This window comes from Albidovulum aestuarii, from assembly GCF_029961185.1.
GTDB classification, from domain to species: Bacteria; Pseudomonadota; Alphaproteobacteria; order Rhodobacterales; family Rhodobacteraceae; genus Albidovulum; species Albidovulum aestuarii.
Window position 1 is genome coordinate 748,188 of record NZ_JASBQQ010000001.1, and the last position, 26,241, is coordinate 774,428.

Consider the following 26,241-nt stretch of genomic DNA (forward strand, 5'->3'; position numbering starts at 1 on the left):
GCTAGATGCCTGAAACCGATCTTACAGGGACAGACAATGGCCGACGCCCAGGAATTTCACGACCGCATGCTTTCGCTGGGCCTCGCCCGCGTCTCCGAAGCTGCCGCCCATGCTTCCGCCCGACTGATCGGGCGCGGGGATGAAAAGGCCGCCGATCAGGCTGCGGTCAACGCGATGCGCGACCAGCTCAATCTCCTCGACATCAAGGGTACTGTCGTCATCGGCGAGGGCGAGCGCGACGAGGCGCCGATGCTTTATATCGGCGAGGAAGTGGGCACCGGCAACGGGCCGGAAGTGGATATCGCGCTGGATCCGCTGGAAGGCACGACGCTGACCGCAAAGGACATGCCGAACGCCCTGACCGTCATCGCCATGGCTCCGCGCGGCACGCTTCTGCATGCGCCCGATGTCTATATGGACAAGCTCGCCATCGGCCCCGGCCTGCCGAAGAACGTGGTCAGCCTTGAGATGAGCCCGACTGAGCGTGTCGTGGAACTCGCCAAGGCCAAAAAGTGCAAGCCGACCGATATCACCGTCTGCGTCCTCGAACGCCCCCGGCATGAGGATATCGTGACCGAGATCCGCGCCACCGGCGCCGCGATCCGGCTGATCACCGATGGCGATGTCGCCGGTGTCATTCACTGCGCCGAAAGCGAGATCACCGGCATCGACATGTATATGGGCTCGGGCGGCGCGCCTGAGGGCGTACTGGCGGCCTCGGCGCTGAAATGCATGGGCGGGCAGATCTGGGGCCGGTTGCTGTTCCGAAACGACGACGAACGGGGCCGCGCCGCCAAGGCCGGCATCACCGACCTGAACCGCATCTATGCGCGGGACGAGATGGTGCGCGCCGATGTGATCTTCGCCGCGACCGGGGTCACCAACGGCTCCATCGTCCGCGGCGTGAAGCGCGAACCGAACTTCATCGAGACCGAGACGATCCTGATGCGGTCGAAGACCGGTTCTGTGCGCCGCATGATCTATCGTAACCCGATCCGCTGAGCGAGCGGCCCGGCGCTAAGTCCCGCGCCGGCTTAAATGGACCAGGAAGTCGAGGCGGGGCCGGATGGCCCGCATCAGGAGGCGCATGACCGCATTTCTCGGCGTCGAGCAGTCTGCGACCGGTCGCCGCTGGGTCGGCCCCTCGGTGGAGGCTGACCGTCTGGCCGAGGCGATGGTGCAGGAAACCGGCCTGCCCATGGCACTTGCCCGCGTGCTCGTGACGCGCGGCGTGGCGCCTGCGGAAGCGTCGGCGTACCTTGAACCGCAATTGCGCGACCTCTTGCCCGATCCGCGCAAACTGAAGGACATGGAGGCGGCGGCAAGCCGGTTCCTGAAAGCGGTGAAGGGCCGTGAGAAGATCGCGGTCTTCGCCGACTACGATGTCGATGGCGGCTCCTCCGCCGCGCTTCTGATCACCTGGCTGCGCGCCATGGGTCGGCAGGCTACACTCTACATTCCCGACCGGATCGACGAGGGCTACGGCCCCAACATTCCCGCGATGCAGGCGCTGGCGCGGGATCATGACCTTATCCTCTGTGTCGATTGCGGAACCCTCAGCCATGACCCCATCGCAGCGGCGAAGGGGGCAGATGTCGTGGTACTCGACCACCATCTGGGGGCCGAGACCCTGCCCCCTGCCCTTGCCGTGGTGAACCCCAACCGGCAGGACGAGGATAGCTCGCTCGCCCATCTCTGCGCCGCCTCCGTCGTCTTCCTGCTGCTGGTCGAGGCCAATCGGCAATTGCGCGAGGACGGCGTCAAGGGGCCCGACCTTATGGCCATGCTCGACCTCGTGGCACTCGCGACCGTCGCCGATGTCGCGCCGCTTGTCGGCGTCAACCGGGCGCTGGTGCGGCAGGGGCTGAAAGTGATGGCGCGGCGCGAGCGGATCGGGCTGACGAAGCTTTCCGATGTCGCGCGGATGGACCGGGCGCCGACGCCCTATCACCTCGGCTTCCTCCTCGGGCCCCGTGTCAACGCGGGCGGGCGTATCGGGGCCGCCGATCTTGGCGCGCGGCTGTTGTCCACCGACGACCCGCATGAGGCGACGGCGCTTGCCGAGCGGCTCGACGCGCTCAACACCGAACGGCGCGAGATCGAGAACCGGGTGCGGGACGCGGCGCTGGCGCAAGCCGAAGCGCGGGGGCTCGACCAGCCCCTTGTCTGGGCAGCCGATGACGGCTGGCACCCGGGTGTCGTCGGTATCGTCGCGGCAAGGCTGAAGGAGGCGACGAACCGCCCCGCCGTTGTAATCGGTTTCGAGGGAGAGGAGGGCAAGGGTTCGGGCCGCTCGGTCGAAGGCGTCGATCTTGGCGCTGCGATCCAGCGTCTAGCCGCCGAGGGGCTGCTGGTAAAGGGTGGTGGCCACAAGATGGCTGCGGGACTGACGGTGAACCGCGACCGGCTGAAGGCGGCGATGGAACGGCTGTCGGATCTGCTCGCCCGGCAAGGTGCGGACCGTCAGGGCCCGCGAGACCTGCGTCTTGACGGGCTCTTGATGCCCGGCGCCGTGACGCCGGGCCTGATTGAGGAGATCGAGCGCGCAGGCCCCTTTGGTCAGGGCGCTCCCGCCCCCCGTTTCGCCTTTGCTGATATGGTGATCACTCATGCGCGGCGGGTCGGAGAAAGCCATCTGAAGATCAGTTTCTCCGACGGTATGTCGGCCCCAATCGACGCCATCGCCTTCGGTGCATTTGACGGTCCCCTCGGTCCCCTTCTCGACAATCACGGCGGCATGCGATTTCACCTTGCAGGGCGGCTTGAACTGAACCATTGGCAGGGCCGCTCGCGACCGCAGCTCAGGCTGGAAGATGCAGCGCAACGTTGATCTTGGTTTTGCGCAAAATTCTACAAAAACCCTCTTGCGAGTCATCCCGCAACCGCCTAAACACCGCCGCACGCCAAACGTGGCCCGTTCGTCTATCGGTTAGGACGCCAGGTTTTCAACCTGGAAAGAGGGGTTCGATTCCCCTACGGGCTGCCACTTCTCCATGTAAGACATTATTATTCATGGGATTTTCCCGCTTTTCCGTCCAGCGCGTCGGATAGGGTGGACACGCTCGCTAGCTGGGCGAACCCGCTATCTGCCAGTTTCGCCCGGTTCGCCTTCTTTGTGTAAGTGTCAGCCTGCTTCGTATGCTTGTGCGCGAGAAAGGAGGCGATCTCCCAATTCGTGGCACCCGCATCTGCAAGCCGAGCAACACCCGCCTTGCGCAATCCATGAAGGGAGCCGGGCACTTTCGCCTCTTTGCAGCGACCTCGGAACCAATTGTCAAACGTCTCGGGCATGTAACCAATATGACGGGCATCTTGCGTAAGGAACAGAAGCCGGTCTTTCGGCACCTTGGCCAATTCCTCGGCCAGATCGGGCAAGATCGGCAGGTCAGCCGCCACGGAGGTCTTTGCGCGCCGATAGGCGATGCGCGCCCCGCCCTCGGTTTGGCTGGCGTGCTGCCAACCGACGCGACACAAGTCCTGCCGGGATATGCTTGTATTCAGCGCCAGCAAGAGCACAAGACGGGCCTTCGATCCTACCGGATGACGGGCAAGGAAGCGGTCAACCTCGGCGTCAGCTCAAGTACCGACCCCATCGGATCTGCGTGATCTTCGCGAGAACCGCCTCAGATCTGCAGTTCAAAGGTCTCAGCATAAACCGCAGAGCGGAATGCGGGCATTGAACTTGTGAAGCGCGCTAACTGACGACGCTCGCCGGTTGGGAACTTCGGGACTACAAGGAGTTCACAACGACGCTTAACAAGGACATAGTTTCCCAACCTGTCCAAGTGGCGACGCCTCTTGGGCTGTGAATCAGCGGACTTGGAATGGCATTCACCCTCAGACAGCTTCAGTTCTTCGTTGCCGCCGCAGAGCATGGCAGCGTGTCGGGTGCTGCCAAGGCCCTGGCCATCTCACAGTCCTCGGTGACCGAAGCGATAAAGGCGCTGGAAGCCGATCTCGGGATCACGCTTTTTGAACGCCGCGCACGCGGGATCGCCATCACCAATGCCGGCCACCAGTTTTTGCGTCACGCCCGGAAGATCCGGGACGACGTGTCGGACGCCCGCCGCGCCTTCCAGATCGAGGGGGCCGATCGTACGGGGGAGTTGAGGCTCGGGGTTACCTCGCTCGTTGCAGGCTATGGGCTGGCCGAGACCCTGTCGCGGTTCCGGCGAACCTTTCCCGCAGTGACGATTTCGGCGATCGAGGATTCCGGCGAATATCTCGAACACCTGCTGATCGGGGGCGAGATAGACGTGGCCTTCCTTCTGGTCTCGAACCTGCACAACCGCCACGCCTTTCAGGTCGAAAGCATCGCGGCCTCGGCCATGCGGCTCTGGCTGCCGCTTGGCCATCCGCTGGCTGCAAAGGAAGCCATCGAACTTGACGAGGTCGCCCGCGAACCGCTGATCATGCTGTCGCTGGAGGAGATCGAGGAAAGCACCGAACGGCTCATGTCCTCGCTCGGAGCTCGGCCGGAGGTCGCGTTCCGCACCCGGTCGGTGGAAGCGGTGCGCAGCCTTGTCGCGACCGGCGTCGGGCTCGCCATTCTACCCGACCTGATCTACCGGCCATGGTCGCTGGAAGGCGACCGGATCGAGATCCGCGATGTCTCTGGCGATCTGCCAACGGTGCAGGTCGGCATGGCCTGGCGGCGCGGAGCCCCCCTGTCGGAAATCACCCGAGATTTCGTGCGGCTGGCGCAAAGCTCGTTCTGATTTGAGCCGCTGCACTAGGGATATCGGTAAAACCGATAACACTCTTCTGAATTTTGAGTTTGCGAAAATCGCGCAGGAGGGCAGACTTTGCCCAATCCGCGAAGACGGAAAATCCGCGCGCGTTAACACAGCAATCAGGGAGAAATGGGATGTCCGCACGCTTTCTTGTGACCGCGAGTGCTGCTGCGCTGATCGCCGCGCAGCCTGTTCTGGCGCAGATGGCGACCGAGATCGGCGCCGGTGAGGGTCAGGTCGATATCGTCGCATGGCCCGGCTACATCGAACGTGGTGAAACCGACGCCGCCTTCGACTGGGTCACGAAGTTCGAGGAGGCCTCGGGCTGCAAGGTCAACGTCAAGACCGCCAACACATCGGACGAGATGGTGGCGCTTATGAACGAGGGCGGTTTCGACCTCGTCACCGCCTCGGGTGACGCCTCCCTGCGTCTGATTGCCGGCAAGCGGGTGCAGCCGGTCAATGTGGACCTGATCCCATCCTGGGCTTCGGTTGACGACCGTCTGAAAGACGCACCGTGGCACACGGTCGATGGCACCCATTACGGTACGCCCTATATGTGGGGCCCGAACGTGCTGATGTACAACAAGGACGCCTTTGGCGACACGCCGCCGACCTCATGGAACGTGGTCTTCGAAGAGATGACCCTACCCGATGGACAGTCGAACAAAGGCCGGGTGCAGGCCTATGACGGGCCGATCCACATTGCCGATGCGGCGCAATACCTGATGGCGCACAAGCCTGAGCTTGGCATCACCTCGCCCTACGAGCTGAACGAGGACCAGTACAAGGCCGCACTCGATCTTCTGCGCGGACAGCGGGAATTGGTGAACCGCTACTGGCATGACGCTTTCATCCAGATGGACGACTTCAAGAACGAAGGTGTTGTCGCCTCCGGCTCCTGGCCGTTCCAGGTCAACATCCTGCAAAGCGAAGGCCAGCCCATCGCCTCGGTCGTGCCCGAGGAAGGGGCCACTGGCTGGGCCGACACGACGATGATGCATGTCGATGCCGCCCATCCGAACTGCGCATATATGTGGATGGAGCATTCGCTGGCCTCGAACCTGCAATCCGACCTTTCGGTCTGGTTCGGTGCGGTGCCCTCCGTGCCTGCCGCCTGCTCCGACGGGCGCGGAATGCAGAACCAGGAAGGCTGCGACGCCAACGGTCTGGCTGATTTCGAGAAGATCCGCTTCTGGACCACGCCGGTCTCCAACTGCTCACAGGGTGAAGGGGCGTGTGTGCCCTATTACCGCTGGGTCTCTGACTATATCGGCGTGATTGGCGGTCGCTGATCCCGACCGGGGCCTTCCGGCCGTTGTCTCCATCCGGCGAGGGTAAGTGTGGCACGGATCGCCACCACTCAACCCGCATTTTCCCTTCGCACTTCCCTCCCCCAACAAGGGGGAGGGGTCCGATGAAGAACGCCGCCCTTGCATCTCGGAATAGCCAATGTCCTACGCCGTAGAATTCGATCACGTCTCGCGCCATTTCGGCACGGTCCGCGCCGTGGACAACGTCTCTATCGCCATTGAGGAAGGTGGTTTCTTTGCCATGCTCGGCCCGTCCGGATCGGGCAAAACCACCTGCCTGCGGCTGATTTCGGGCTTTGAGCGGCCTACGGCGGGTCATGTCCGTATCTTCGGCGAAACCTCGGAAGATCTGCCGCCGAACCGCCGCCCGGTGAACACGGTTTTTCAGGACTACGCGCTTTTTCCCCATCTGAGCGTGCGCGACAACGTCGCCTACGGGCTGATGGTTCAGGGCATCGACAAACGAACGCGCCACGCCCGCGCGGAAGAGATGCTCGCACTCGTCAAGCTTGACAGCTACGGAGACCGCAAGCCTGCGCAGCTATCCGGCGGGCAACGCCAGCGGGTGGCGCTGGCCCGTGCGCTGGTGAACCACCCGCGTGTCCTTCTGCTCGACGAACCCCTCGGCGCGCTTGACCTCAAGCTGCGCGAGGCGATGCAGGACGAGCTGAAGGCGCTGCAACGGCAATTGGGTATCACCTTCGTCTTCGTCACCCATGACCAGGGTGAGGCGCTGTCGATGGCCGACCGCGTCGCTGTCTTCAACGATGGACGTATCGTGCAGGAAGGCAGCCCCGAGGATATCTACCAGCGCCCCCGCACACGTTTCGTCGCGGATTTCGTGGGCTCGGCCAACGTCCTCTCGCCAGCGCTCAGCCGCAGGGCGGGTGGGCCGGAGGCGTGGCACAGCCTGAGGGCAGAGGCGATGGAAGCGATCGAAGGCGGATCGGGCAGGCTTTCGGGAACCGTCACCACGGTCCGCTACCTTGGCGCCGTCAAGCGGGTCACAGTGGATGTGGGCGGCGACGAACTTACCGTGGCCATTCCCGCCGGTCAGGATGCCCCTGCCGAAGGCGCAACCGTCGGACTGAACTGGACGGCCACCGCAATGCACCGGATGGAGGGAGCGTGATGGAGGCTGTCCGACCCGGCATCGCCGCGCGTCTGTCCGACCTCTTCTGGAGGCGACCGGGAGCGCTTTTGCTGGTCCTCCTGATCCCGCCGCTTCTCTGGCTCGGCGTTATCTATATCGGCTCGCTCGCAGCACTTCTGGTGCAGAGTTTCTTTTCCATCGATGAGTTTTCGGGCCTCATCAATTACGAGTTCACGCTGAAGACCTATGCCGAACTGCTGCGCCCGGCGAATTTCGACATCATCCTGCGCACAACGCTGATGGCCGCCGCCGTCACCCTCGCCGCCGCGGTCATCGCCTTCCCCATCGCCTATTATGCAGCACGCTTCGCCAAGGGGCATATGAAGGCGCTTTTCTATCTCGGCGTGATGCTGCCTTTGTGGTCGAGCTATCTGGTCAAGGTCTATGCGTGGAAGCTGATCCTCGCCAAAGAGGGTATCCTGACCTGGGCCGTCGATGGAGTGGGCGCAAGTGCAGCCCTGAACGCCATCCTTGCCCTGCCGGTCATTGGCGGGGGCTCGCTATCGGTCAGCTATATCGGCACCTTCCTTGTCTTTCTCTATGTCTGGCTGCCCTTCATGATCCTGCCGGTTCAGGCAGCGCTGGAACGGGTGCCCGCGAACCTTCTCGAGGCGTCGAACGACCTTGGTGCGCGGCCCGGCCAGACCTTGCGGCATGTGATCCTGCCGCTCGCCATGCCGGGGATCATCGCGGGCTCGATCTTCACCTTCTCGCTGACTTTGGGCGACTACATCATCCCCCAGATCGTTGGCTCGTCGCGGCTTTTCATCGGGCAGGCGGTCTATGCCCATCAGGGCACAGCCGGGAATATCCCGCTGGCCGCCGCCTTCGCGGTCGTGCCCATCGTGATCATGGGACTCTATCTCTGGATGGCCAAACGACAGGGGGCGTTCGATGCACTCTGACCGCGCGCCCATCGCATTGCAGATCGCGGCCTTCGCGGGGCTTGCCTTCCTGCACCTGCCCCTCTTGCTGATCTTCGTCTATGCCTTCACCACCGAGGACCGGTCCTATCAGTGGCCGCCCCCGGGCCTGACGCTGAAATGGTTCGCCGTCACCTGGAACCGGCCCGATGTTTGGGCGGCGCTCGGTTTGTCGCTGAAGGTCGCCGCGATTTCGACGGTGGTCGCGATGGTGCTCGGCACGCTCTGCGCCGCCGCCGTCAGCCGCGCGAAGTTCTTCGGGCGCGAGGCGGTGTCACTTCTGGTCATCCTGCCTATCGCGCTGCCCGGCATCATCACCGGCATCTCGCTGCGCTCGGCCTTCAGCCTGGGCGAGATCCCTTTTTCCACTCTGACCATCGTGCTGGGTCACGCCACCTTCTGCATCGTCGTCGTCTACAACAACGCGGTCGCGCGGTTCCGGCGGCTTTCGGGGTCCCTCATCGAGGCTTCTGCCGATCTCGGCGCGAATGGGTTCCAGACTTTCCGGCACGTGATCCTGCCGAATATCTCGACCGCGCTACTGGCGGGCGGGATGCTGGCCTTCGCGCTTTCCTTCGACGAGGTGATCGTGACGACCTTCACCGCCGGTCAGCAGCAGACCCTGCCGATCTGGATGCTGGAGGAACTGGTGCGGCCTCGCCAGCGGCCCGTGACCAACGTCGTGGCGATGGTCGTCGTTCTTGTGACTTTCCTGCCCATTCTGGGCGCCTATTACCTGACCCGCGGCGGCACCGACACCGCCGGGGGCGGCAAATGATCCGACCTGCGAGGTATCTGACATGGACACTGAATTCCTGATCAACGGCACGTTCACCGGCGGCACCGGCGCCGCAGAGGCGATCCTCAATCCGCGCACGGGCGAGACGATCCTCGACCTGCCGGAAGCTTCGGCCGATCAGGTCGAGGCCGCCGTCGCTGCCGCGAATGAGGCTTTCGACGGCTGGTCGCGCACCACCCCCGCCGAACGCTCGACGGCACTGCTGCGCATCGCCGACCGGATCGAAGCCGATGCCGAGGCATTCGGCGCGCTCGAGGCGCAGAATTGCGGTAAACCGATCAATGCCGCCATCGGCGACGAGGTTCCCGCCATCGTCGACACCTACCGCTATTTCGCGGGCGCAGTGCGCAATATGCATGGGCCCTTGGCCGGTGAATACATGGAAGGCTTCACCTCGATGATCCGCCGCGATCCGGTCGGCGTCGTCGCCTCGGTCGCGCCCTGGAACTATCCGGCGATGATGATGGCGTGGAAGCTGGCGCCCGCGCTTGCGGGCGGCAATACCGTGGTCTTCAAGCCTTCAGAACAAACTCCGCTGACGGCGCTGAAACTCGCGCGCATACTCGCCGAGGAACTCCCGAAGGGCGTGGTGAACGTCATCACCGGGCGGGGCGAGACGGTGGGCAATACGCTCGTCACCCATCCCGGCATCGACATGATCTCGCTGACGGGCGATGTGGCGACGGGCAAGAAGATGCTTCAGGCCGCGGCGAAATCGGTCAAGCGGACGCATCTGGAACTGGGCGGCAAGGCCCCCGTCATCGTCTTCGATGACGCCGATCTGACCGAGGTGGTGGAGGGAATCCGCGCCTTCGGCTATTACAATGCCGGGCAGGATTGCACCGCCGCCTGCCGCATCTACGCATCCGAAAAGACCTATGAAAACCTCGTCGCCGATCTGACCTCTGCCGTCAGCGGCATCGCCTACGCGCAGGCGGATGACACCACGAACGAGATCGGCCCCCTCATCTCGGCCCGCCAGCGCGACCGGGTGGCAAGCTTCGTCGAGCGTGCGCGCGAGTTGAAGCATATCGAAATCACCACGGGCGGCAGGACGCATGGCGATAACGGCTTCTATTACACGCCAACGGTCATTGCCGGCGCACGTCAGGAAGACGAGATCGTCCAGCGTGAAGTCTTCGGGCCGGTCGTCTCGGTCACACCGTTCAAAGAGGTCGATCAGGCCGTTCAGTGGGCCAATGACAGCGACTACGGCCTCGCCTCATCCATCTGGACCAGGGATATCGGCCGCGCCATGTCCACAGCGGCCCGGCTGCGCTACGGCTGCACTTGGGTGAACACGCATTTCATGCTGGTGAACGAGATGCCGCATGGCGGGCTGAAAAGCTCGGGCTACGGCAAGGATATGTCGATGTATGCACTCGAGGATTACACAGTGGTGCGGCATGTGATGGTGAAGCACTAACCGTTCAGCCCCGGCATCCGGACCGACACGACTCAAGTCGCACTCCGTTTTTTGCCTGTAAGACCGCCGAGGGTTGGGCAGGCTCGGCGGGTGTCGTCTTGGCATCTGCTGACTGACACAAGGAAATACAGTTCCTCCCCACTCCAGAACCTCCACTGAGCTCGGATCACGGGAGTGGAGCGAGTGTGCAGAAATACGCGCTGCGCTACGGCATGACACGTGTGAAGCGGAGGACAGCTTTGGGCCGATCACGGATCGCCGTTTGGTCGCTGGTCGTGTTTCTTTCGCGACGGCGAGCGCGGGTCTGATCACCGAGGCAGCCTGTTCGCGCAGCCAAGGTCGGCAATGCGGAGTGGGGCCGCAGCATCACGATCACCCGCTAAATGTCCGTTCTGGACCGGGAACATAGCCTCAATCGGCAGACTCAAGCTCGCGGTCTTGCCGGGGCGATTTGCCAAACTTGCGCGAGTATTCTCGCGAGAATTGTGCTGAGCTTTCATAGCCGACAGCAAAAGCGATTTCTGAAACCTTGGCGCTGCTCGTCCGCAGGTTGTCTCTGGCCGTCAGCAAGCGCAGGTCTTTCTGGTATTGAAGCGGCGACGTTCCGGTCACCGCTTTGAACTGCTCGAAGAACGATGAGTTACTCATCCCGACCCGATGAGCCAATTCCCCTACTACGATGGCTTCCTGCAGATTTGCCTGAATATCCCGCGTTGCCAGATAGATGCGGCTGGCGGTGCTTTCATGCCAGAGTAGTCGTTGAAGGACCTGAGCATGTTGCCCGATCAGGAGCCGAGCGTGAATCTCGCGGGCCGTGATCGAACCCAACAACAGCCGCGTCTCTTGGTTCTCGCATTGAAGGTAGTAACGGAAAAGCGCGTCGTCCAAGCCGGGATCGGTGTCACACAGGCAGATCGAGAACGGATCGGAGGACGGTCCGTTCAAGACAGGAGGTACCGCAGGGGCTAACGACCTGAGAAGATCGAGATCAAGAGGAAACACCAGCGCCGTGTAGGGCGCCTCGGGGGTGGCCTCTGTGACCCGCGAGATCACGGGCAGAGTATGGCTGACGATCAGCGACTGCCCGGCTCGGACACTCAGTGTCTTGGCGCTGGACCCCACCTGCTTTGCCCCTTGCAAGACCAAACAGAGCAGGGGCCGATAAACGGTCGCATTCAGGTCCGTCGTCGCGTGATGCCGCAGCAGGTGGGTGCCGCTGTGCGCATGATGGACTGCGCCCTCAGCGACGCCTGCCTGATCGAGCAACGCTGTAACTTGCGACAACAGGTTTCGGCTGTTCATTTCGTTGGCCTCCAATATGCCGTTTATCTGTAGCACCCCCACCCTCACTGTCATAACACGAATCCTTAAATCTGGAGGATAAGGCAAGTATTACGGCTAAATATGAAAGAATGATGCCTTCTCTGCGATTAACGTGATCATATCGTAATGGAGGAGACCGACATGCAAAAGGTCATGATCACCGGCATCGCAGGTGGGTTTGGAAAGCCGACTGCGCTCGCGCTGCTTGATAAAGGCTATCAGGTTGCAGGAAGTGTCCGAAGCCGCGAGGGAAAGAACGCCGCCACAGTTGCAGAGCTTGAGACGGCGGGGGCGTCCATCATCGCAATGGACGTGACAGACACGGCCAGTACCGAGCGTGGTATTGCAGAGGCAATCGAACACCTTGGCTGTCTCGACGTCCTGTTCAACAATGCAGGGATCGGCTCCTACGGCATTCAGGAGTTGATGTCGCCCGAGGACATGGCCCGCGTCTTCGACGTGAACGTTATGGGCGTGCAGCGCGTCATGCGCGCGGCGTTGCCTCGTATGCGGGCGCAGGGGCGGGGGACGGTTCTCTATACCTCCAGCCTGATCGGCCGGATCGCGACGCCGTTCTACGGGACCTATTCGGCCTCGAAATGGGCGCTGGAAGCGGTTGTCGAATGTTATCGGACCGAGTTGTCCGGCTTCGGGATTGAGTCCTGCATCATCGAACCCGGGGCCATGCCGACTGCCTTCTTCAACGGCATGGTCGCACCCAAAGACCCGGACCGCGAGGCGCAATTTGGGGAGTTCGCAGCGGTACCCGCAATGTCCGCCACCGGCTTGGCCGAGATGTTAAAGGCGACGCCCGATCAACGCCCTGAGCGGATCGCGGAAGCCGTCGTCGATCTTCTGAAAATGCCATTTGGGCAAAAGCCCTTCCGCACCGTTGTCGATCACGTTGGCGTTGGCCCGCAGATCGAGCGGTACAACGACGTGCTGCACGATGTGACGCGCAACATCATGACCAACTTCGGCATCGAAGACATGCTCAAGCTCAACGCCTGAAGGAGACTTTCCATGAAAACCATTCTGATCACCGGAGCCTCGTCGGGCATTGGAGAGGCCACCGCGAAACACTTTCAAGCCACCGGCTGGAACGTTGTCGCCACCATGCGCAACCCCGACAGCGCCGGTGACCTGGCCGGTCTGGACAACGTCCATGTGGCGCGCCTTGATGTCACCGACGCGGGCTCGATCAATGATGCGGTGGCTGCCGCCATTGACCGTTTTGGCCAGATCGACGTCCTGCTCAACAATGCGGGCTACGGCGCCTATGGTGCGCTGGAAGCCTTCTCGATGGATCGTATCCGACGTCAGTTCGACACCAACGTGATCGGCCTGATGGAAGTGACCAAGGCCTTGCTGCCGCACATGCGGGAGAAGCGGGCCGGTACGATCATCAACATCTCGTCCATCGGTGGTCAGATTACATTCCCGCTCGGCACGCTCTACCACGGGACAAAGTTCGCGGTCGAAGGTTTATCGGAAGCGCTCCATTATGAGCTTGAACCGCTTGGTATCCATGTCCGCATTGTCGAACCCGGTATGATCAAGACCAACTTTGGCGGAAGTTCTTTCGACTTCGCCATGGATGAGGACCTTGCGGACTACGCGCCGATGGCCGAATCCATGGGGCGGGTATTTGGAAAGCTGGCTTCCAGCCCATCCGACCCTGGAACAGTTGCAGAGGTTATCTGGGACGCGGCCAATGAAACCGGTCACCGCCTCCGTTACCGGGCAGGTGCGGATGCAGTGGAGTTGTTGGACAATCGCAAGGCACAGGACGACTCTACCTTCATCGGCGGGATCAAGCAGCTGATGAAGACGTAAGGTTTTGCGAAATCTCAGCGACAGCAAGGTCCGCTTTCGGGAAGCTGCGCTGCGGCATAGCAGGCGTGAATCGGAGGGCGGCTTTGGGCCGCCAGCGGACATGTCGGCAACCGGGCTAATGCGGACTTTGATCGTATCGTCAAGCACTGCAGAGCAGCTTCACCACACCGGCCATTCGTCGCGCTTGTGACATCGTTGGGTTGAACCGCGCTTATAGCTCACGCCGTGCGCTCCGACGAAGTGATCAAACGTCGGATTTCGGGGCGCATTCCCTGCCGCTGCCGGTCGCGCAAGGTGGCGCGGAAGGCGCGAGGGGTCTGGCCGAACTGCTGCTTGAATGCCCGCGAGAAAACCGCCGGATAGGAAAACCCGCAGGAAAGAGCCACGTCCTTGATCGAATATTCCTCATAAAACAGGATGTTCCGCGCCGCCTGTAGCCGGATATGCAGATAGAGCCGCATTGGGGATTCGCCGAAGATCCGGCGGCACATTCGTACTAGAGACCGTTCCGGCATTCCGACTGCCTCTGCGATTTCTTGCAAGCCCAGCGGAAAATCGAGGTTCTGTTCCATCAGGCTGACGATGCGCTCGGCCTGCCTGGCCTGTTTCGACCCGACGCCCGTGTCGCCACGCTGTTCGGTTTCGGACGGGCGGCGGGTGTGGATCAGGGCATTGGCAACCTCATTGGCCAGCGCCTCGTTGTGAAAGCGGGTGATGAGATCAAGCATCATGTCGAGCGTCGCTACCCCGCCCGCACAATGGGCGCGGTTGCCGGAGATGCGGTAGATGCGGTCCTCGGGTTTTGCTGCCGGGAACTCCTCGCGGAAGGAGGCCTCTGCCTCCCAATGCACCACCGTTTCAGGGGCGGTCTCGGTTCCACTCAGCCCCGCCCGCGCCAGGGCAAACGCACCGGTGTCAATGCCGCCCACAATCGCGCCATAACGCCCGGCTTCGCGGAGACGGCCGAGAAGCGCGCGAGAGATGTTCTGCGTGGGCAGGTTCCCTTCGAAAAGCAGATAGACATCCGCCCGCGGCATATCGTCGAGCGCGTGATCGGCCGCGAACCACATCTGGTTGGAGGCGCGGACGGGTGCGCCCGTTTCGCTGACATAGCACCAGCGGAACAGCTCGGCACCGGAATTCTGGTTCGCGATCCGAAGCGCATCGGAGGCCAGAATCAGCGCGTTGAGCGGAAATTCCGGCTGCAGAAGGAAATTGAACTGCGGGATGGCGGCGGATGAAACAAGTGTGCTCATCCCGACAGATTGACGATATTTGGCCGAAAAAATCAACTCGTTGGCTAGAATTATCAATCAATGCGAACGAGAGGGCGCAAGACTGGGGCATCGGGGAAACACCGCGTGTCGTAACCCTGATCCTGAAAATCAAAAAAAGGACCTTTCGGTTCGCGACGGATGACCTGCGTGCTCTCCGTATGTGGAAGAATTGTGCCTTATCAAACGAGGATCGACCGTGACGCCGGATAAGATGAAAAAAGCTCTGGAAGGGTGTTACGTAACGATCCCGACCCCATTCCGGGATACCGCGGCGATGGAGATCGACGAGGCGGCTCTGCGGGCCTATGTGCGCTTTCTCGTCGATGCCGGATTAACGGCGGATTACGCGACCTTCCTTGCCGGCGGCGCGGCGGGCGACTTTTCCACCATGACCTTCGACGAACGCATCCGCGTGGCCGAAATCGTGGTGGACGAGGTCGGCGGCGCCGCACCCGTGGCGATGGGCGCACAGACGACATCGACATTGGAGTTGGTGCGGCTCGCCAAGGCGGCCGAGGCACTGGGAGCCACGTTCATTCAGGTGTCCTGCCCCTTCTACTTCGCTCATACCGAAGCCGATTTTGAAGACTATGTCCGCGCCGCCGCCGAGGCCGCACCGGGTGTGGGGCTGATCATCTACAATACGTTCTGGACCAGCCAGAGCCTGTCGTTCGGCATGATCGAACGGCTGGCTGAGATTCCCAATATCGTCGGTCTGAAATGGGCGACGCCCCGCACCGACGCGATGGAGTTCGAGGATGTGACGTCGAACTTCTCGGACCGTTTCACCATCATCGACAACAACCTTCTGTTCCCCGTCAGCGCCATGCCCGCGCTCGGCGCCCGCGCCTTCGAGGTGCATCACTGCAACTTCTGGCCGGAATGGGGGATCAAGCTGGTCGATGAGGTCAAGGCCGGAAACTATGCCGAGATCGCCCGGATGCTGGTTGAGGAAGGCATGCCCTTCTACAAGCTCTGGGTCGATATCGAACAGAACTACACGTCGGGCGACGGCTATCTCGACAAGCTCTGCATGGAGCTGATCGGCCTGCCGTCGAGCCGCTGCCGCCCGCCGACGCGCGATATCCGTGAACTTTACCGTGACCGCTGCCACGCCATGATGAAAGCCATCGGCGTGCCGCGATTGCTTGAAAAGTGAAATGCAACGACTTCTAGGGAGGAGACTGGAATGACCAAGATAAAAACACTGTTTGCCGCTGCCGTGACGCTGACCGCGTTCACCGGGGCGGCCATGGCCCAGGACGATGTGCGTCTGCGGCTGAACTGGATGTATTATGGCTCCCATGCCGGGTTCGCCTACGGCAAGGATATGGGCATCTACAAGGATGCCGGGATCAACCTCGATATCCGCTCTGGCAACGGGTCTTCGTCGGCCCACCGGCTGGTGGCCAACGGCGACAGCGATTTTGCCTACGGGTCCTGCGGCGCGCTTGTGAACCTCGCCTCGCAGGGGGCCGAGATCGTCTCGGTCGGCGTGATCGACGCGATGGGGTCCGAGGCGATCCTGGTCCGGCCCGACAGCGGCGTGAAGGAAATCGGCGATCTGAAGGGCAAGAAGCTGCTGACCACGGCGAATGCCGGTGTGAACACCTTCTTTCCGATCGTTCTGGCCAATGCCGGGCTGAAGGCAGAGGACATCAACCTGACGAACGTGCCTGACGGCGCGCTGGTGTCGAGCTATCTGCAAGGCGCGGGCGACGCTGTCGGCATATTGGGCGGCATTGACGACAAGCCGGCCGAAATCAAGGCCAATGGCGGCGAGGCGCCGGTGATCTTCCCCTATAGTGATTTTGGGGTGAACCAGGTCGGCTACTGCATCTCGACCCGCAAGGACCTTGTCGCGAACAACCCCGATCTGGTGAAGCGCTTCGTAAGCGCGACGATGAAAGCCTATGCCGCGACCGAGGCAGACCCGGATGCCGCGGTGAACGCCATGGCCGATATCGTCGGCGGCACAATGGCCGAGGACGAGGGCAAGGCGCAGTCGCGTGCCGTGCTCGACGTAACGCTGGGCCTTCTCTACTCGAACGCCAATACCGACCGAAAGATCGGTCTGAACGTGGCGTCCGACTGGGAGGGCATGGTTGCCCTGATGAAGAAATACAACGACCTTGATCCCAACGCGGATCCGGCGTCGTTCTATACCAACGACTTCATCGAGTGACCTATTGCGCCGGGGGCGCGCTCCCTGCCCCCGGCGCCTTCATCAACGGAAATCGGACATGTCGACCCTGATTGATCTCGCCGGTGTGACGAAAGTCTTCGGCTCCGGCGCTGGAGCGGTGCATGCCTTTGGGCCGGTCGACATGACCATCGAAGACGGCGAATTCATTTCGCTTCTGGGCCCTTCGGGCTGCGGCAAGTCAACGCTGATGCTGATGATCGCGGGGCTCTTGGGCATCACCAAGGGCGAAATCACACTCGCGGGCCGCAACGTGACCGGACCGCAGACCGATATCGGCATCATGTTTCAGGACAATACGCTGGTCCCCTGGCGCACCGTGCGCGGCAATATCGACCTGCAACTGGAGATGCGCGGCATCGACCCGGCCAGCCGGGAGGACGATGTCGAGGAACTCTTGCGCTCGGTCCATCTGGAGGATTTTCAGGAGCGCTTTCCACACGAACTGTCCGGTGGCATGCAGCAACGCGCGGCCTTTTGTCAGGCGATGGTGCACAAGCCAAAAACGATGCTTCTCGACGAACCCCTCGGCAAACTCGACGCGATGACGCGTGAAAACATCCGCAAGGACCTGCAATCGCTCTGGATGCAGAAACGGCCCACGGTGGTTTTCGTCACCCATTCGATCGAAGAGGCGATCCAGCTTTCGACCCGCGTCGCGGTCATCACACCAAGACCCGGACGGATCGAGCGGATCATCGACATCGACCTGCCCTTCCCGCGCGACTTCGATGTCAAAAGCTCGCCCGAGTTCACCGCCTATGTGCGCGAAACACAGGAGATTTTCCGCAATTATGGCGTCATCTGACAAACCTTCCCTGCTGATGCGTGCGTCCGACACGATTGTACGGTCGTGGATGTTCATCGCCTTCTTCATCGGCTTTTTCCTGTTCTGGGAATATGCCGTCGTCTGGTTCGACATCCCGCGCTATATCCTGACGCCGCCCTCGCTGATCGTGCAGAAAGGCGCCGCTGACCTCGACCGGCTTCTCTATTACACTTATGTCACGGGGCTTGAGACGGTGCTGGGCTATGTCGTCGCTATCGTTCTTGCCCTGCCCATCGGTCTGGCCATCGCCTTCTCGACGATCCTGCGGCGCACGATCTATCCGTTCCTTGTCTGTATCGAGATGGTGCCGAAGATCGCCTTCGCGCCCTTGTTCATCTCGTGGCTCGGCTTCGGCCTTCTGCCCAAGGTGATCATCGTCTTCCTCGTGTGCTTCTTCCCGATCGTTCTAAACGCCATCCTCGCCTTCAACTCACTATCCGAGGAACTGACCCGCTTCGCCCGCTCCACCGGGGCGAGCGCGTGGACGACGTTCCTGAAGATCCGACTGCCCGCCGCCTTGCCCCAATGCTTCGTCGGGTTCAAATACGCCGCGATCAACGCCACCGTCGGCGCTGCGATTGCCGAGTTCATTGGATCGGACGAGGGGCTTGGCTTCTACATCCAGATCGTGACCGGCAACATGCGGCCCGATCTTGCATTCGCCGGCATCTTTTTCCTGACGCTGCTTGGGCTCGGCCTTTTCGGAATCGTGACGCTCGCCGAACGGCTGCTCATCCCCTGGCACATCTCGGTCCGCCGGACCACTCACTGACAGAAGCGGAGGTTTTCATGTCTCTGACCAAAGCACAGGCGCAGAAAATCGCGTCGGGCCTCAAACCCGAAACCCGCGCCTTCATCGCCGGATCGTTCCGCGACGCCTCAGACGGTGCGACCTTTGCCACGATCAATCCGGCCACAGGCGAGACGCTGGCACACGTCGCCCATTCGACGGGTTCGGATGTCGACCGGGCGGTCGTAGCGGCACGCAGGACCTTTGACGATGGCGCCTGGTCACGCGCGGCGCCAGAAGGTCGCAAGGCGGTCCTTCTGAAACTGGCCGATCTGGTGCGCGAGCATCGTGAGGAGCTGGCAGTTCTCGAAAGCCTCGACAGCGGCAAGACCATCACCGATTGCCTGCACGAGATCGGCAACGAAGTGCCGACCTTCTTCCAGTGGTATGCGGAACTCGCCGACAAGAGCTTTGGCAAGGTCGCGCCCACCGGCGAGGAAAACCTCGCGCTGATCGTCAAGGAACCGGCGGGCGTCGTCGGCCTAGTCCTCCCATGGAACTTTCCGCTACTGATGGCGGCATGGAAACTCGCGCCCGCGCTCGCCGCGGGATGCTCCTGCATCGTCAAACCTGCTGAACAGACACCGCTCACAGCCCTGCGTCTGGCGGAACTGGCGCGCGAGGCCGGGGTGCCGGACGGTGCCCTGTCGGTCTTGCCCGGACTTGGAGAGACGACCGGGCAGGCCATCGGTCGGCACCCCGATATCGACATCGTCTCCTTCACCGGCTCGACCGAGGTCGGCGCCTATTTCCTGCGGTATGCGGGTGAGAGCAACCTTAAGGTCATCGGGCTGGAGATGGGTGGGAAAAGCCCGTTCATCGTTCTCGACGATGCCGATCTGAATGACGACCTTATCGAACACGCCGCCATGTCGGCCTTCTGGAACGGCGGGCAGAACTGCTCTGCCAATATGCGGCAACTGGTCGACGCGACTCTGGTCGAGGATTTCGCAGAACGGGTGATCGCCCGGGCAAAGAATTTCTTTGTCGGCGATCCTCTGGACCCCGAAACATCGATCGGCGCGATGGTAACCGCCGAGCATCAGGATCGGGTCATGTCCTATATCGGCAAGGGCAAGGCCGAAGGCGCGCGTCTTCTGACCGGCGGCGACGCCTTCGGGCCGGGCTGCTTCATCCAGCCAGCCGTCTTCGCGGACCTGACACCTGACATGACGATCTCGCGCGAGGAGATCTTCGGTCCGGTCCTCGGCATCCTGCCGGTCAAGGGCATGGACGAGGCGTTGCAGATCGCCCGGGATTCCGAATACGGCCTGCACGCCTCGGTCTTCACCCGCGACATCGACCGCGCGATCCACATGGCGCGGCGGCTGCCCTGCGGCACCGTCTCGGTCAACGGTTTTTCCGAGGGCAACGTCACCACGCCCTTCGGCGGCTACAGGAAGTCAGGCTCCCTCTCACGCGATAACGGGGCCGAGGCGATGGATCAGTACCTTCAGACCAAGACAATCTGGATCTGCACCTCTCAGCCCGGGGCTGCCTGATGGACATCGCGGTCTGTGTTCCACTGACCGAGGCGCAACAGGTCCGTCTCAGGCGCGGGGCCGAAGACGCGACGCTTCGGCTCTGCGATCCGGCCGATCCTTGCGATGCGCCCATCGTGTTCGGAAATCAGGAACCGGAGGCCATCGCGGCCAATGCCAGCCTGCGATGGCTGCAGCTGGAATCGGTCGGGTTCGGAGAATATGCCGGGCTCGACTGGTCGCGGCCCGGCGGGCCAGCGCAGGTGACAAACCTCGCCGGGTTCTTCGCCGATCCGGTGGCCGAAACCGCCCTTGCCGGCATCCTCGCGCTATGCCGGGGGATCGACCGGCTGACGGGCCTCAGGGCGGCGGGCGACTGGGTCGGCGACCCGATCCGGGCGGAGCTGCGGCTTCTGACCGGGGCGCGGGCGGTTCTCTTCGGACGCGGGGCGATCAATGGGCGTTTGGCAGAGTTGCTGGCGCCGTTCCGCTGCACAATCACCTCCTTTGGCCGCGACTGGACGGAACAGGCGCTCGACGCAGCCCTGGCCGACGCCGACATCGTTGTCGCGACCGTGCCGCACACGCCGCAGACCGCCGGTCTGTTTGATGCCGCGCGGATCGCGCGGATGGCGCTGGGGGCGGTTTTCTGTAATCTTGGACGCGGCTCGCTCGTCGATGAGACGGCGTTGGCCGAGGCCCTGACAGAAGGCCGCCTTGCGGGCGCGGTGATCGACGTCACCCGCGACGAACCGCTGCCGAAGGGCCATGCCTTCTGGTCCACCCCGAACACCATCCTCACGCAGCATTCCGGCGGTGGTTTCGCCGAGGAGACCGACCGCAAGATCGACTGGTTCCTCGACAACCTCACCCGGTTCCGCGCCGGAGAACCGCTGCGCGGGCTTATTGATTTCGCCAGAGGCTACTGATGCACCAAATCACCAATATCCGCTGCATACTCCTGTCCTCGCCCTACGCCGATGCCGACGATCCCGAGATCAAGGAATGCTTTCCCAACGGCCCGAAGCGCACCATCGGCATGGTCGAGGTGACGCTCGACAACGGCGTGACCGGACTTGGCGAAGGCTACCTCGCCGTCTTCGCGCCCAAGGTCTTCCAGTCCATCGTCGAGCTTTGCGCGCCGCAGGTCATGGGCAAGGACGGGTTCGACATCGCCGCGCGGGTCCGGGATCTGCGGTCGCTCTGCGATTACTGGTCATTGCAGGGGGCTGCCCGCCACGTCATCGCCGCCTTTGAGATCGCGCTCTGGGATGCTAAGGGCAAGTCCCTTGGCAAGCCCGTCTACGATCTTCTCAGCGACGGGCCGAAGGCCGACGCAATCCGTATCTATGGTTCAGGCGGCTGCTGCGACCACAAGGAACAGTTCCTGCGCGAACTGGACCTGCTGGAGAGCCTCGGCATCACCATCTTCAAGATTCGCTCGGTCAAGCATGACATCCTGCGCACCGCCTGGGTGCTGGAGGAAGCCGGGCGGCGCGGGATCGAGGTCGGCGTCGACATGTGCCAGAACCTCGCCGATCCGCCGCAGGCTGTGGACGATGTGGTGGGCTTCGTCGAGGCCGTTCATGCGAAGACCGATTTCCGCATGGTTTTCGTCGAGGAGGCGATCGGTCCCGATGCGCCCGAAGGGTTCAAGGAACTGCGTGCCCGCATTGACGTGCCGGTTTGCGGCGGCGAGATCATCACCACGCCGAAGGAGATGATCGAGCGGCTGAACAACGACGTCTATGACTTCGTCCAGCCCGACGCCTCGGTCATGGGCGGGATTACGGCGGTGATGGACGTCTTCGCGGCGGCCAAGGCAAAGGGCACCGATGTGGTCGTCCATGCCTGGGGTGGCGCGGCGGCGATCATGGCCTCCTACCACGCCGCCTTCGCGGCGGGCGGCAAGCTCGTCGAGTTCCCCATGCTCGACTTCCCGCTTGGGCGCGAGATGATGGGCGACCAGGCGCGGATCGTAGACGGTGAACTCCTGCGCCCCACAGCGCCCGGACTCGGCCTGACACTCACGGCAGACATGGAAGCGCGCTATCCGTTCGACGAAACCGCCGTCTATTCCTGCGCGTTGCTGGACTATGGTCCTCCCCCTGACAGCTATTGGTCAGACTAACGACAAGCGGAATAGCGTTGTGGAAGTCCGCCCAAAGACGACCTTGGCGACCGGGTTCGATGCTGTGGCGCAGCTTCCCCGGAGTTGCCGTTGGTAGGGAGTGCAGAAGTCTCGCCAAAGCCGGAGCTTATAGCCGAAACTGCAGTCGCCTGATGTTTCCGTTTCGCGTTGATGCCCTCTGCCGAAACCCTCCGATAGGTTTAGGTGGTAGTCCAAGTTTAGTGAGGCATCGACGAGACCGATTTAGTCGATGTCGCGGTCGCGCCAGAAACCGCAGGGTCACGACAAGTGCCACTAAAAAGCTGCCAAGTATGTTTTCCGTGTCGAGCATCCGCTCCAGCGAGTTTGCAATGTAGTCGCGCCAGCGTTTGCTGACGTCCATTGCGGCGGCGTCGGCCCGGGACAGGTCGAGTTGAAAAACAAGGGGTACATACGTGGATTCCGGGCTGAAAGTCGCACGGTAAGCCCATCAGACACTACTGCAGACACAACAGGATCGAGATCACGTTCCGCGGCTGACCGACTGGCGCAGGATCGCGATCCGCTACAATAGGTGCGCGAATGCCTTCCTCTCCTGCGCCTACTCTCTTCAATCGTCATGTTCTGGCTATGAAGCGAGGAGGCTTCGTTACTCTAGCAAATTCGATTGAACGTTTCCCGAAGCTCTACTGCGGATCACTTCGCTTGGTGGATCACGAAATTTAGGCGTCAACCATCGAAGGCTTACTCCGTTTCCTTCATTCACTTCTATTTTTTGGCAATTCATAAATCTCCTCGCAGTCCCGGCTGAGGTTGCGAAGGTTTGCTTGGCTTCCAGAAGTGAAGCCCGGACGGTATCGCCCGGGCTTTGTTAGAGTACAGTAACCGACGGCTAATTTACTTGAGCTTTTGCACGACGTGGTCCGCGAATGCAGCGATCATCCCGTCGTAGTACTCCTCACTGTCGGTGGTGATTGCGGTAAGGTCAGTTCCCGGCAGGAAGAACGGGCCGGCCTGTTCAAAGGTAACGGTCAGCTTGTAGGCGTCGAACTTCGTGTTGTCGCTGTCATGAGTCACAGCGACGTCTCCAACGAGACGGGAATCTGCCACGCCCATCGCAGACTGGAAACTGTTTGCGAGCTCGACCTCATCGATATCGATCAGGACTTTCGCGCCTTCCTCGCCCGTCATACCTACGAGGTTCGCAACAATTGCATTTTCGAGGTCGTCGGCAAGATTTGTCCAGCGTTCCGCGGCCTCGGCATTTTGAAGCGCATCCATGTCGGCCGTGACTTCGACATCGCGCACGATGGTTTCGGCCGCGACCGGCATTGCGGTGGCAGCAAGGACGAGGGCAGTGATGATGCCTCGGGTCGGGGTCGTGAACATTTTGTTGCTCCTAGACTGTTTCTCGGCGGCGTCAGTGAGCCGTCGTGTGGTCAACGCCACTGGATCACGATGGTTCCGCAGTGACGCTACGTCTCTTCGTTACGCAGCGGATCGTAGCGACCACGGATATTGGAAGAACCGAGGAAACTGCCCAGGACCGACAGCCCGGGCAGATGATCGCAGGTCACCTTGAGGCAGACGAGGAAGGGAACAGCAGTCAGCGCACCGGCAAAACCCCAGATCCATGCCCAGAAAACTACCGTCGAAAAAACTGAAACGGCATTCAATTCAAGCCGCCGGCCGAGAATGACCGGCGTCACGAATTGCCCTTCGACCGATGTTGCAAGAAAGTAGAACAGCGGCGCGAGAAGGGCGTGGCCCAGCGATTCAAAACTCGCGAGCGCGACGGCTCCGCACAGCGCGATACCCGCCGCCGAGCCGATATAGGGGAGAAAATTCAATAGAAAGGCTAGTGTCCCCCAGACCGGCGCCTGCGGCATACCGATAAGCCAGAGCCCGGTGCCGACGGTCAGCCCCAGTCCTGCATTGATGAGTGTGATCGACAGCAGATAATTCGAAATGCTTTGCTCGATCCCGTAAGCAATCTTCAATGCCCGCTTTTTGTCACCAAAGCGGGGGAATGCCTCCACCAGTTTCACATAGAACATGTCGCCTGAGGCCAGCAGGAAGAGTGCGAGGATCAGCGCGACAACAGAGGTTGTCGCGAAGGACGCTATATCCAATACGGTCGAAGTCACGATACCGGGCTGTTCTATGGCGACCTTGACGACATCCGGATCTGATGCCGTTTCCGCGATTTCCTCAACCTGTTGGGACGCATCCTTGACCGAACGGATTGATTCAGTAACCGAACTGAGGCGGGATTCGAGTTCAGAGCGGATTCTCGGCGCATCCTCGATCCATTCCGAAACCGGCCCGCTAAGCATCAGCGCGCCGCTGGCAACCGCAAGTGCCACAGCGCTGATCAGAACGAGTGCGGTCGCAACGGGCGGGATACGATACTTGGCCAATGCCCGCGTCACCGGGCTCAGCGTCAGTGCCAGGAGAATGGCAAGCAAAAACGGCAGTACCATCTGTTTTGCAAAGTAAAGCGCCATACCGGCGCTGATGAAAGCGACTACGGCCACGTATCGCCTAATAGCCGCAATATTCTTGCCAATCGCTTCTCGCTGCGCGTCTTTTTCGGCTTCGGACTGTCGGCTCATCCCAATTCCCCCAAGCGCTGAGCGCCATGCGCCATAACGCGCGACGCACCATTTGGTTCCGTCGCATCACTGCGACCGGGAACCGGAACGGATGAGAGGCGTTGATACAAAAATGGGGGACGAACTGAGGCCATGACTTGGCGGACACCTTTCACGGCGCTCCTGACAGTGCCGGCATCGATTGCCATCTTGATCGGCCTGAGCGGCGCGGGACTTGTTGTATTCGAGCGCGTGGTCGGCACACCGGGCTGGTTGCTGCCGCTGCCGCCCGCAGAGGCGCGGACAATTCTCTCTGCGGTGGCCACCGCGGCTATGACGGCCCTGTCGTTGGCGTATTCCCTGACACTCGTCGTCTTCACGCTTGCGGCGTCAAGCATTGGCCCCCGATTACTGAAACGCTTTACCACTGAACGCGCAAATCAGATCACCGCCGGCCTGCTTGGTGGAACGTTTCTTTATGCGCTGATCGTTCTCGGAACATCAGGCAAGGAGCCCGCCCGGATCGCCACCTTCGTTGCAGGTCTTCTTGCCGCTGCGTCGGTCGTGCAGTTGATCTGGTTTGTCCGAACGGTGGCGCAGTCGGTGTCAATAGACGATGAACTGGCACAGATCGCGCAGCGGCTTAAGGACCGGCTGGCACGCCTCAAACACCACAGCGGCGGCGATGACGATCTGCCAGGCGACAACGAATTCTCGCCTGTGGTTGCGGTCGACAACACCGGCTATCTGGCACGCCTCGACCGGTCCGCGTTGCTTTCGACCGCCATAAAGGATGACCTCATACTAAAAGCGGAACGGAGCGAGGGTGACTATTTGCTACCCGATACCGATGTTCTGAGTGCGAATCGCCCACTCAGTGATGAGTCGTACGTCGCGTTGTGCAAGGCGGTGCGTCAGGAGCCCGCGCGGTCAGATACAGGTACCGTACATTTCTCGATCAATCTGATGGTCGAGATTGCACTTCGGGCGCTTTCGCCCGGTGTGAACGACACGTTCACAGCGCTGGCGGTGTCCGACATGCTGTCTGGCGCCTTGGCCGAAATTGCCAGTTCGGAACCGCGGCCAGAGGTATTGCGTGACCCGGAGGGGCGGACGCGCGTGATCCTTCCGGGCGCCACCTTTCCCATGCTTCTGAACACGGCCTACCATCCCTTACGGCGTGCGGCAGCCGGTAACGTCTTGATGGCCGAAGGTCTGGCACGCGCCCTCTGCCGGCTACATGCAGTTGCGGCACTAAACGGCAGGCGGGCCATTGAGGCGCATGCCCGCCTACTTCTGCAGCAAATGGAACGCGCAGGACACATGCCTGCCGATCTTGACGCCGTGCGCGCCGTTCTGCCGGATACCGCGCTGAAGTGATTTTTTGGGAACCGCAGCCTGCCTTGGACGTTGGCACTTCAAGCGCTGAGGCGCTGGTTAACAATATCGAA

Annotated in this window: 22 protein-coding genes, 1 tRNA gene and 1 pseudogene; 19 read left to right on the forward strand and 5 right to left on the reverse strand. The window is 61.7% G+C overall.

Features of this window, described 5'->3' with window-relative positions; translation table 11 throughout:
• The first annotated feature begins 36 nt into the window (after nt 1-36).
• The 3 genes from glpX (at nt 37) to QKW60_RS03860 (ending at nt 2,986) form a co-directional block, all read left to right on the forward strand.
• The gene (gene glpX / locus QKW60_RS03850) at nt 37-1,002 is read left to right on the forward strand and encodes a class II fructose-bisphosphatase (protein ID WP_282366577.1); all 966 of its coding nucleotides are present in this window, start codon (nt 37-39) and stop codon (nt 1,000-1,002) included.
• 85 nt (nt 1,003-1,087) lie between these two features.
• Nucleotides 1,088-2,830, forward strand: coding sequence for a single-stranded-DNA-specific exonuclease RecJ (recJ, locus tag QKW60_RS03855; RefSeq protein WP_282366579.1), 1,743 nt, complete (start codon nt 1,088-1,090; stop codon nt 2,828-2,830).
• Between the two features lie 81 nt (nt 2,831-2,911).
• Nucleotides 2,912-2,986: transfer RNA gene (locus QKW60_RS03860), tRNA-Glu, on the forward strand.
• A gap of 20 nt (nt 2,987-3,006) precedes the next feature.
• Here the strand turns inward: QKW60_RS03860 and QKW60_RS03865 are convergent.
• Nucleotides 3,007-3,528: pseudogene (locus QKW60_RS03865) on the reverse strand (tyrosine-type recombinase/integrase); the annotation flags it as partial.
• A 296-nt stretch (nt 3,529-3,824) separates the two neighbouring features.
• On the opposite strand from QKW60_RS03865, the gene QKW60_RS03870 reads away from it, so the two are divergent.
• The 6 genes from QKW60_RS03870 (at nt 3,825) to QKW60_RS03895 (ending at nt 10,347) form a co-directional block, all read left to right on the forward strand.
• The gene (locus tag QKW60_RS03870; protein WP_282366581.1) at nt 3,825-4,718 is read left to right on the forward strand and encodes a LysR family transcriptional regulator; all 894 of its coding nucleotides are present in this window, start codon (nt 3,825-3,827) and stop codon (nt 4,716-4,718) included.
• Between the two features lie 149 nt (nt 4,719-4,867).
• Nucleotides 4,868-6,028: an ABC transporter substrate-binding protein gene (locus tag QKW60_RS03875; RefSeq protein WP_282366582.1), complete on the forward strand. Its 1,161-nt coding sequence runs from the start codon at nt 4,868-4,870 to the stop codon at nt 6,026-6,028.
• A gap of 157 nt (nt 6,029-6,185) precedes the next feature.
• Nucleotides 6,186-7,178, forward strand: a complete 993-nt coding sequence (locus QKW60_RS03880) for an ABC transporter ATP-binding protein (RefSeq protein WP_282366583.1) — start codon at nt 6,186-6,188, stop codon at nt 7,176-7,178.
• On the forward strand, nt 7,178-8,104 hold the full coding sequence (locus QKW60_RS03885) for an ABC transporter permease (protein ID WP_282366584.1): 927 nt from the start codon (nt 7,178-7,180) through the stop codon (nt 8,102-8,104). Before QKW60_RS03880 ends, QKW60_RS03885 begins: the two co-directional genes overlap by 1 nt.
• On the forward strand, nt 8,094-8,900 hold the full coding sequence (locus QKW60_RS03890) for an ABC transporter permease (protein ID WP_282366585.1): 807 nt from the start codon (nt 8,094-8,096) through the stop codon (nt 8,898-8,900). The genes QKW60_RS03885 and QKW60_RS03890 overlap by 11 nt, the downstream gene beginning before the upstream one ends.
• 22 nt (nt 8,901-8,922) lie before the next feature.
• Complete coding sequence (locus tag QKW60_RS03895; protein ID WP_282366589.1) at nt 8,923-10,347, forward strand: gamma-aminobutyraldehyde dehydrogenase; 1,425 nt, start codon at nt 8,923-8,925, stop codon at nt 10,345-10,347.
• 411 nt (nt 10,348-10,758) lie between these two features.
• On the opposite strand, the gene QKW60_RS03900 is transcribed toward QKW60_RS03895, so the two are convergent.
• Nucleotides 10,759-11,703, reverse strand: coding sequence for an AraC family transcriptional regulator (locus QKW60_RS03900; RefSeq protein ID WP_282366591.1), 945 nt, complete (start codon nt 11,701-11,703; stop codon nt 10,759-10,761).
• Nucleotides 11,704-11,811: 108 nt separating this feature from the next.
• On the opposite strand from QKW60_RS03900, the gene QKW60_RS03905 reads away from it, so the two are divergent.
• Both QKW60_RS03905 and QKW60_RS03910 read left to right on the forward strand, forming a co-directional pair.
• Entirely contained in the window at nt 11,812-12,681 is an 870-nt protein-coding gene (locus tag QKW60_RS03905; protein WP_282366592.1) for an SDR family oxidoreductase, read from the forward strand.
• Between the two features lie 12 nt (nt 12,682-12,693).
• Complete coding sequence (locus QKW60_RS03910) at nt 12,694-13,506, forward strand: SDR family oxidoreductase (protein ID WP_282366593.1); 813 nt, start codon at nt 12,694-12,696, stop codon at nt 13,504-13,506.
• 218 nt (nt 13,507-13,724) lie between these two features.
• On the opposite strand, the gene QKW60_RS03915 is transcribed toward QKW60_RS03910, so the two are convergent.
• Complete coding sequence (locus QKW60_RS03915) at nt 13,725-14,762, reverse strand: GlxA family transcriptional regulator (RefSeq protein WP_282366594.1); 1,038 nt, start codon at nt 14,760-14,762, stop codon at nt 13,725-13,727.
• Between the two features lie 217 nt (nt 14,763-14,979).
• Between QKW60_RS03915 and QKW60_RS03920 the strand changes: the two genes are divergently transcribed.
• Genes QKW60_RS03920 through QKW60_RS03950 form a run of 7 tightly spaced genes read left to right on the forward strand, consistent with a single transcriptional unit; the run spans nt 14,980 to nt 22,217 of the window.
• A complete protein-coding gene (locus QKW60_RS03920) occupies nt 14,980-15,942 on the forward strand; it encodes a dihydrodipicolinate synthase family protein (RefSeq protein ID WP_282366595.1) in 963 nt (320 codons plus the stop codon).
• A gap of 30 nt (nt 15,943-15,972) precedes the next feature.
• The gene (locus QKW60_RS03925) at nt 15,973-16,968 is read left to right on the forward strand and encodes an ABC transporter substrate-binding protein (protein ID WP_282366597.1); all 996 of its coding nucleotides are present in this window, start codon (nt 15,973-15,975) and stop codon (nt 16,966-16,968) included.
• A gap of 58 nt (nt 16,969-17,026) precedes the next feature.
• Entirely contained in the window at nt 17,027-17,794 is a 768-nt protein-coding gene (locus QKW60_RS03930) for an ABC transporter ATP-binding protein (RefSeq protein ID WP_282366599.1), read from the forward strand.
• The gene (locus tag QKW60_RS03935; protein ID WP_282366601.1) at nt 17,781-18,587 is read left to right on the forward strand and encodes an ABC transporter permease; all 807 of its coding nucleotides are present in this window, start codon (nt 17,781-17,783) and stop codon (nt 18,585-18,587) included. Before QKW60_RS03930 ends, QKW60_RS03935 begins: the two co-directional genes overlap by 14 nt.
• A gap of 17 nt (nt 18,588-18,604) precedes the next feature.
• Entirely contained in the window at nt 18,605-20,107 is a 1,503-nt protein-coding gene (locus QKW60_RS03940; protein ID WP_282366602.1) for an aldehyde dehydrogenase, read from the forward strand.
• Nucleotides 20,107-21,015 (forward strand): NAD(P)-dependent oxidoreductase, encoded by a 909-nt coding sequence (locus QKW60_RS03945; RefSeq protein ID WP_282366603.1) that lies wholly within the window; start codon nt 20,107-20,109, stop codon nt 21,013-21,015. Before QKW60_RS03940 ends, QKW60_RS03945 begins: the two co-directional genes overlap by 1 nt.
• The gene (locus tag QKW60_RS03950) at nt 21,015-22,217 is read left to right on the forward strand and encodes a mandelate racemase/muconate lactonizing enzyme family protein (RefSeq protein ID WP_282366604.1); all 1,203 of its coding nucleotides are present in this window, start codon (nt 21,015-21,017) and stop codon (nt 22,215-22,217) included. The genes QKW60_RS03945 and QKW60_RS03950 overlap by 1 nt, the downstream gene beginning before the upstream one ends.
• 876 nt (nt 22,218-23,093) lie before the next feature.
• On the opposite strand, the gene QKW60_RS03955 is transcribed toward QKW60_RS03950, so the two are convergent.
• Nucleotides 23,094-23,585, reverse strand: coding sequence for a hypothetical protein (locus tag QKW60_RS03955; protein ID WP_282366606.1), 492 nt, complete (start codon nt 23,583-23,585; stop codon nt 23,094-23,096).
• Between the two features lie 86 nt (nt 23,586-23,671).
• A complete protein-coding gene (locus tag QKW60_RS03960; protein WP_282366608.1) occupies nt 23,672-24,811 on the reverse strand; it encodes an AI-2E family transporter in 1,140 nt (379 codons plus the stop codon).
• Nucleotides 24,812-24,943: 132 nt separating this feature from the next.
• Between QKW60_RS03960 and QKW60_RS03965 the strand changes: the two genes are divergently transcribed.
• A complete protein-coding gene (locus tag QKW60_RS03965; protein ID WP_282366610.1) occupies nt 24,944-26,170 on the forward strand; it encodes a DUF2254 domain-containing protein in 1,227 nt (408 codons plus the stop codon).
• Nucleotides 26,171-26,241 lie beyond the last annotated feature (71 nt).

What these genes read in the sequence shown, in the direction of transcription:
- QKW60_RS03960 (WP_282366608.1), bottom strand. Translation starts at nt 24,811, where the DNA reads ATGAGCCGACAGTCCGAAGCCGAAAAAGACGCGCAGCGAGAAGCGATT.
- QKW60_RS03915 (WP_282366594.1), bottom strand. Translation starts at nt 14,762, where the DNA reads ATGAGCACACTTGTTTCATCCGCCGCCATCCCGCAGTTCAATTTCCTT.
- QKW60_RS03910 (WP_282366593.1), top strand. Translation starts at nt 12,694, where the DNA reads ATGAAAACCATTCTGATCACCGGAGCCTCGTCGGGCATTGGAGAGGCC.
- QKW60_RS03930 (WP_282366599.1), top strand. Translation starts at nt 17,027, where the DNA reads ATGTCGACCCTGATTGATCTCGCCGGTGTGACGAAAGTCTTCGGCTCC.
- recJ (WP_282366579.1), top strand. Translation starts at nt 1,088, where the DNA reads ATGACCGCATTTCTCGGCGTCGAGCAGTCTGCGACCGGTCGCCGCTGG.
- QKW60_RS03925 (WP_282366597.1), top strand. Translation starts at nt 15,973, where the DNA reads ATGACCAAGATAAAAACACTGTTTGCCGCTGCCGTGACGCTGACCGCG.
- QKW60_RS03965 (WP_282366610.1), top strand. Translation starts at nt 24,944, where the DNA reads ATGACTTGGCGGACACCTTTCACGGCGCTCCTGACAGTGCCGGCATCG.
- QKW60_RS03945 (WP_282366603.1), top strand. Translation starts at nt 20,107, where the DNA reads ATGGACATCGCGGTCTGTGTTCCACTGACCGAGGCGCAACAGGTCCGT.
- QKW60_RS03900 (WP_282366591.1), bottom strand. Translation starts at nt 11,703, where the DNA reads ATGACAGTGAGGGTGGGGGTGCTACAGATAAACGGCATATTGGAGGCC.
- QKW60_RS03950 (WP_282366604.1), top strand. Translation starts at nt 21,015, where the DNA reads ATGCACCAAATCACCAATATCCGCTGCATACTCCTGTCCTCGCCCTAC.
- QKW60_RS03875 (WP_282366582.1), top strand. Translation starts at nt 4,868, where the DNA reads ATGTCCGCACGCTTTCTTGTGACCGCGAGTGCTGCTGCGCTGATCGCC.
- QKW60_RS03905 (WP_282366592.1), top strand. Translation starts at nt 11,812, where the DNA reads ATGCAAAAGGTCATGATCACCGGCATCGCAGGTGGGTTTGGAAAGCCG.
- glpX (WP_282366577.1), top strand. Translation starts at nt 37, where the DNA reads ATGGCCGACGCCCAGGAATTTCACGACCGCATGCTTTCGCTGGGCCTC.
- QKW60_RS03890 (WP_282366585.1), top strand. Translation starts at nt 8,094, where the DNA reads ATGCACTCTGACCGCGCGCCCATCGCATTGCAGATCGCGGCCTTCGCG.
- QKW60_RS03885 (WP_282366584.1), top strand. Translation starts at nt 7,178, where the DNA reads ATGGAGGCTGTCCGACCCGGCATCGCCGCGCGTCTGTCCGACCTCTTC.
- QKW60_RS03955 (WP_282366606.1), bottom strand. Translation starts at nt 23,585, where the DNA reads ATGTTCACGACCCCGACCCGAGGCATCATCACTGCCCTCGTCCTTGCT.
- QKW60_RS03935 (WP_282366601.1), top strand. Translation starts at nt 17,781, where the DNA reads ATGGCGTCATCTGACAAACCTTCCCTGCTGATGCGTGCGTCCGACACG.
- QKW60_RS03870 (WP_282366581.1), top strand. Translation starts at nt 3,825, where the DNA reads ATGGCATTCACCCTCAGACAGCTTCAGTTCTTCGTTGCCGCCGCAGAG.
- QKW60_RS03880 (WP_282366583.1), top strand. Translation starts at nt 6,186, where the DNA reads ATGTCCTACGCCGTAGAATTCGATCACGTCTCGCGCCATTTCGGCACG.
- QKW60_RS03940 (WP_282366602.1), top strand. Translation starts at nt 18,605, where the DNA reads ATGTCTCTGACCAAAGCACAGGCGCAGAAAATCGCGTCGGGCCTCAAA.
- QKW60_RS03895 (WP_282366589.1), top strand. Translation starts at nt 8,923, where the DNA reads ATGGACACTGAATTCCTGATCAACGGCACGTTCACCGGCGGCACCGGC.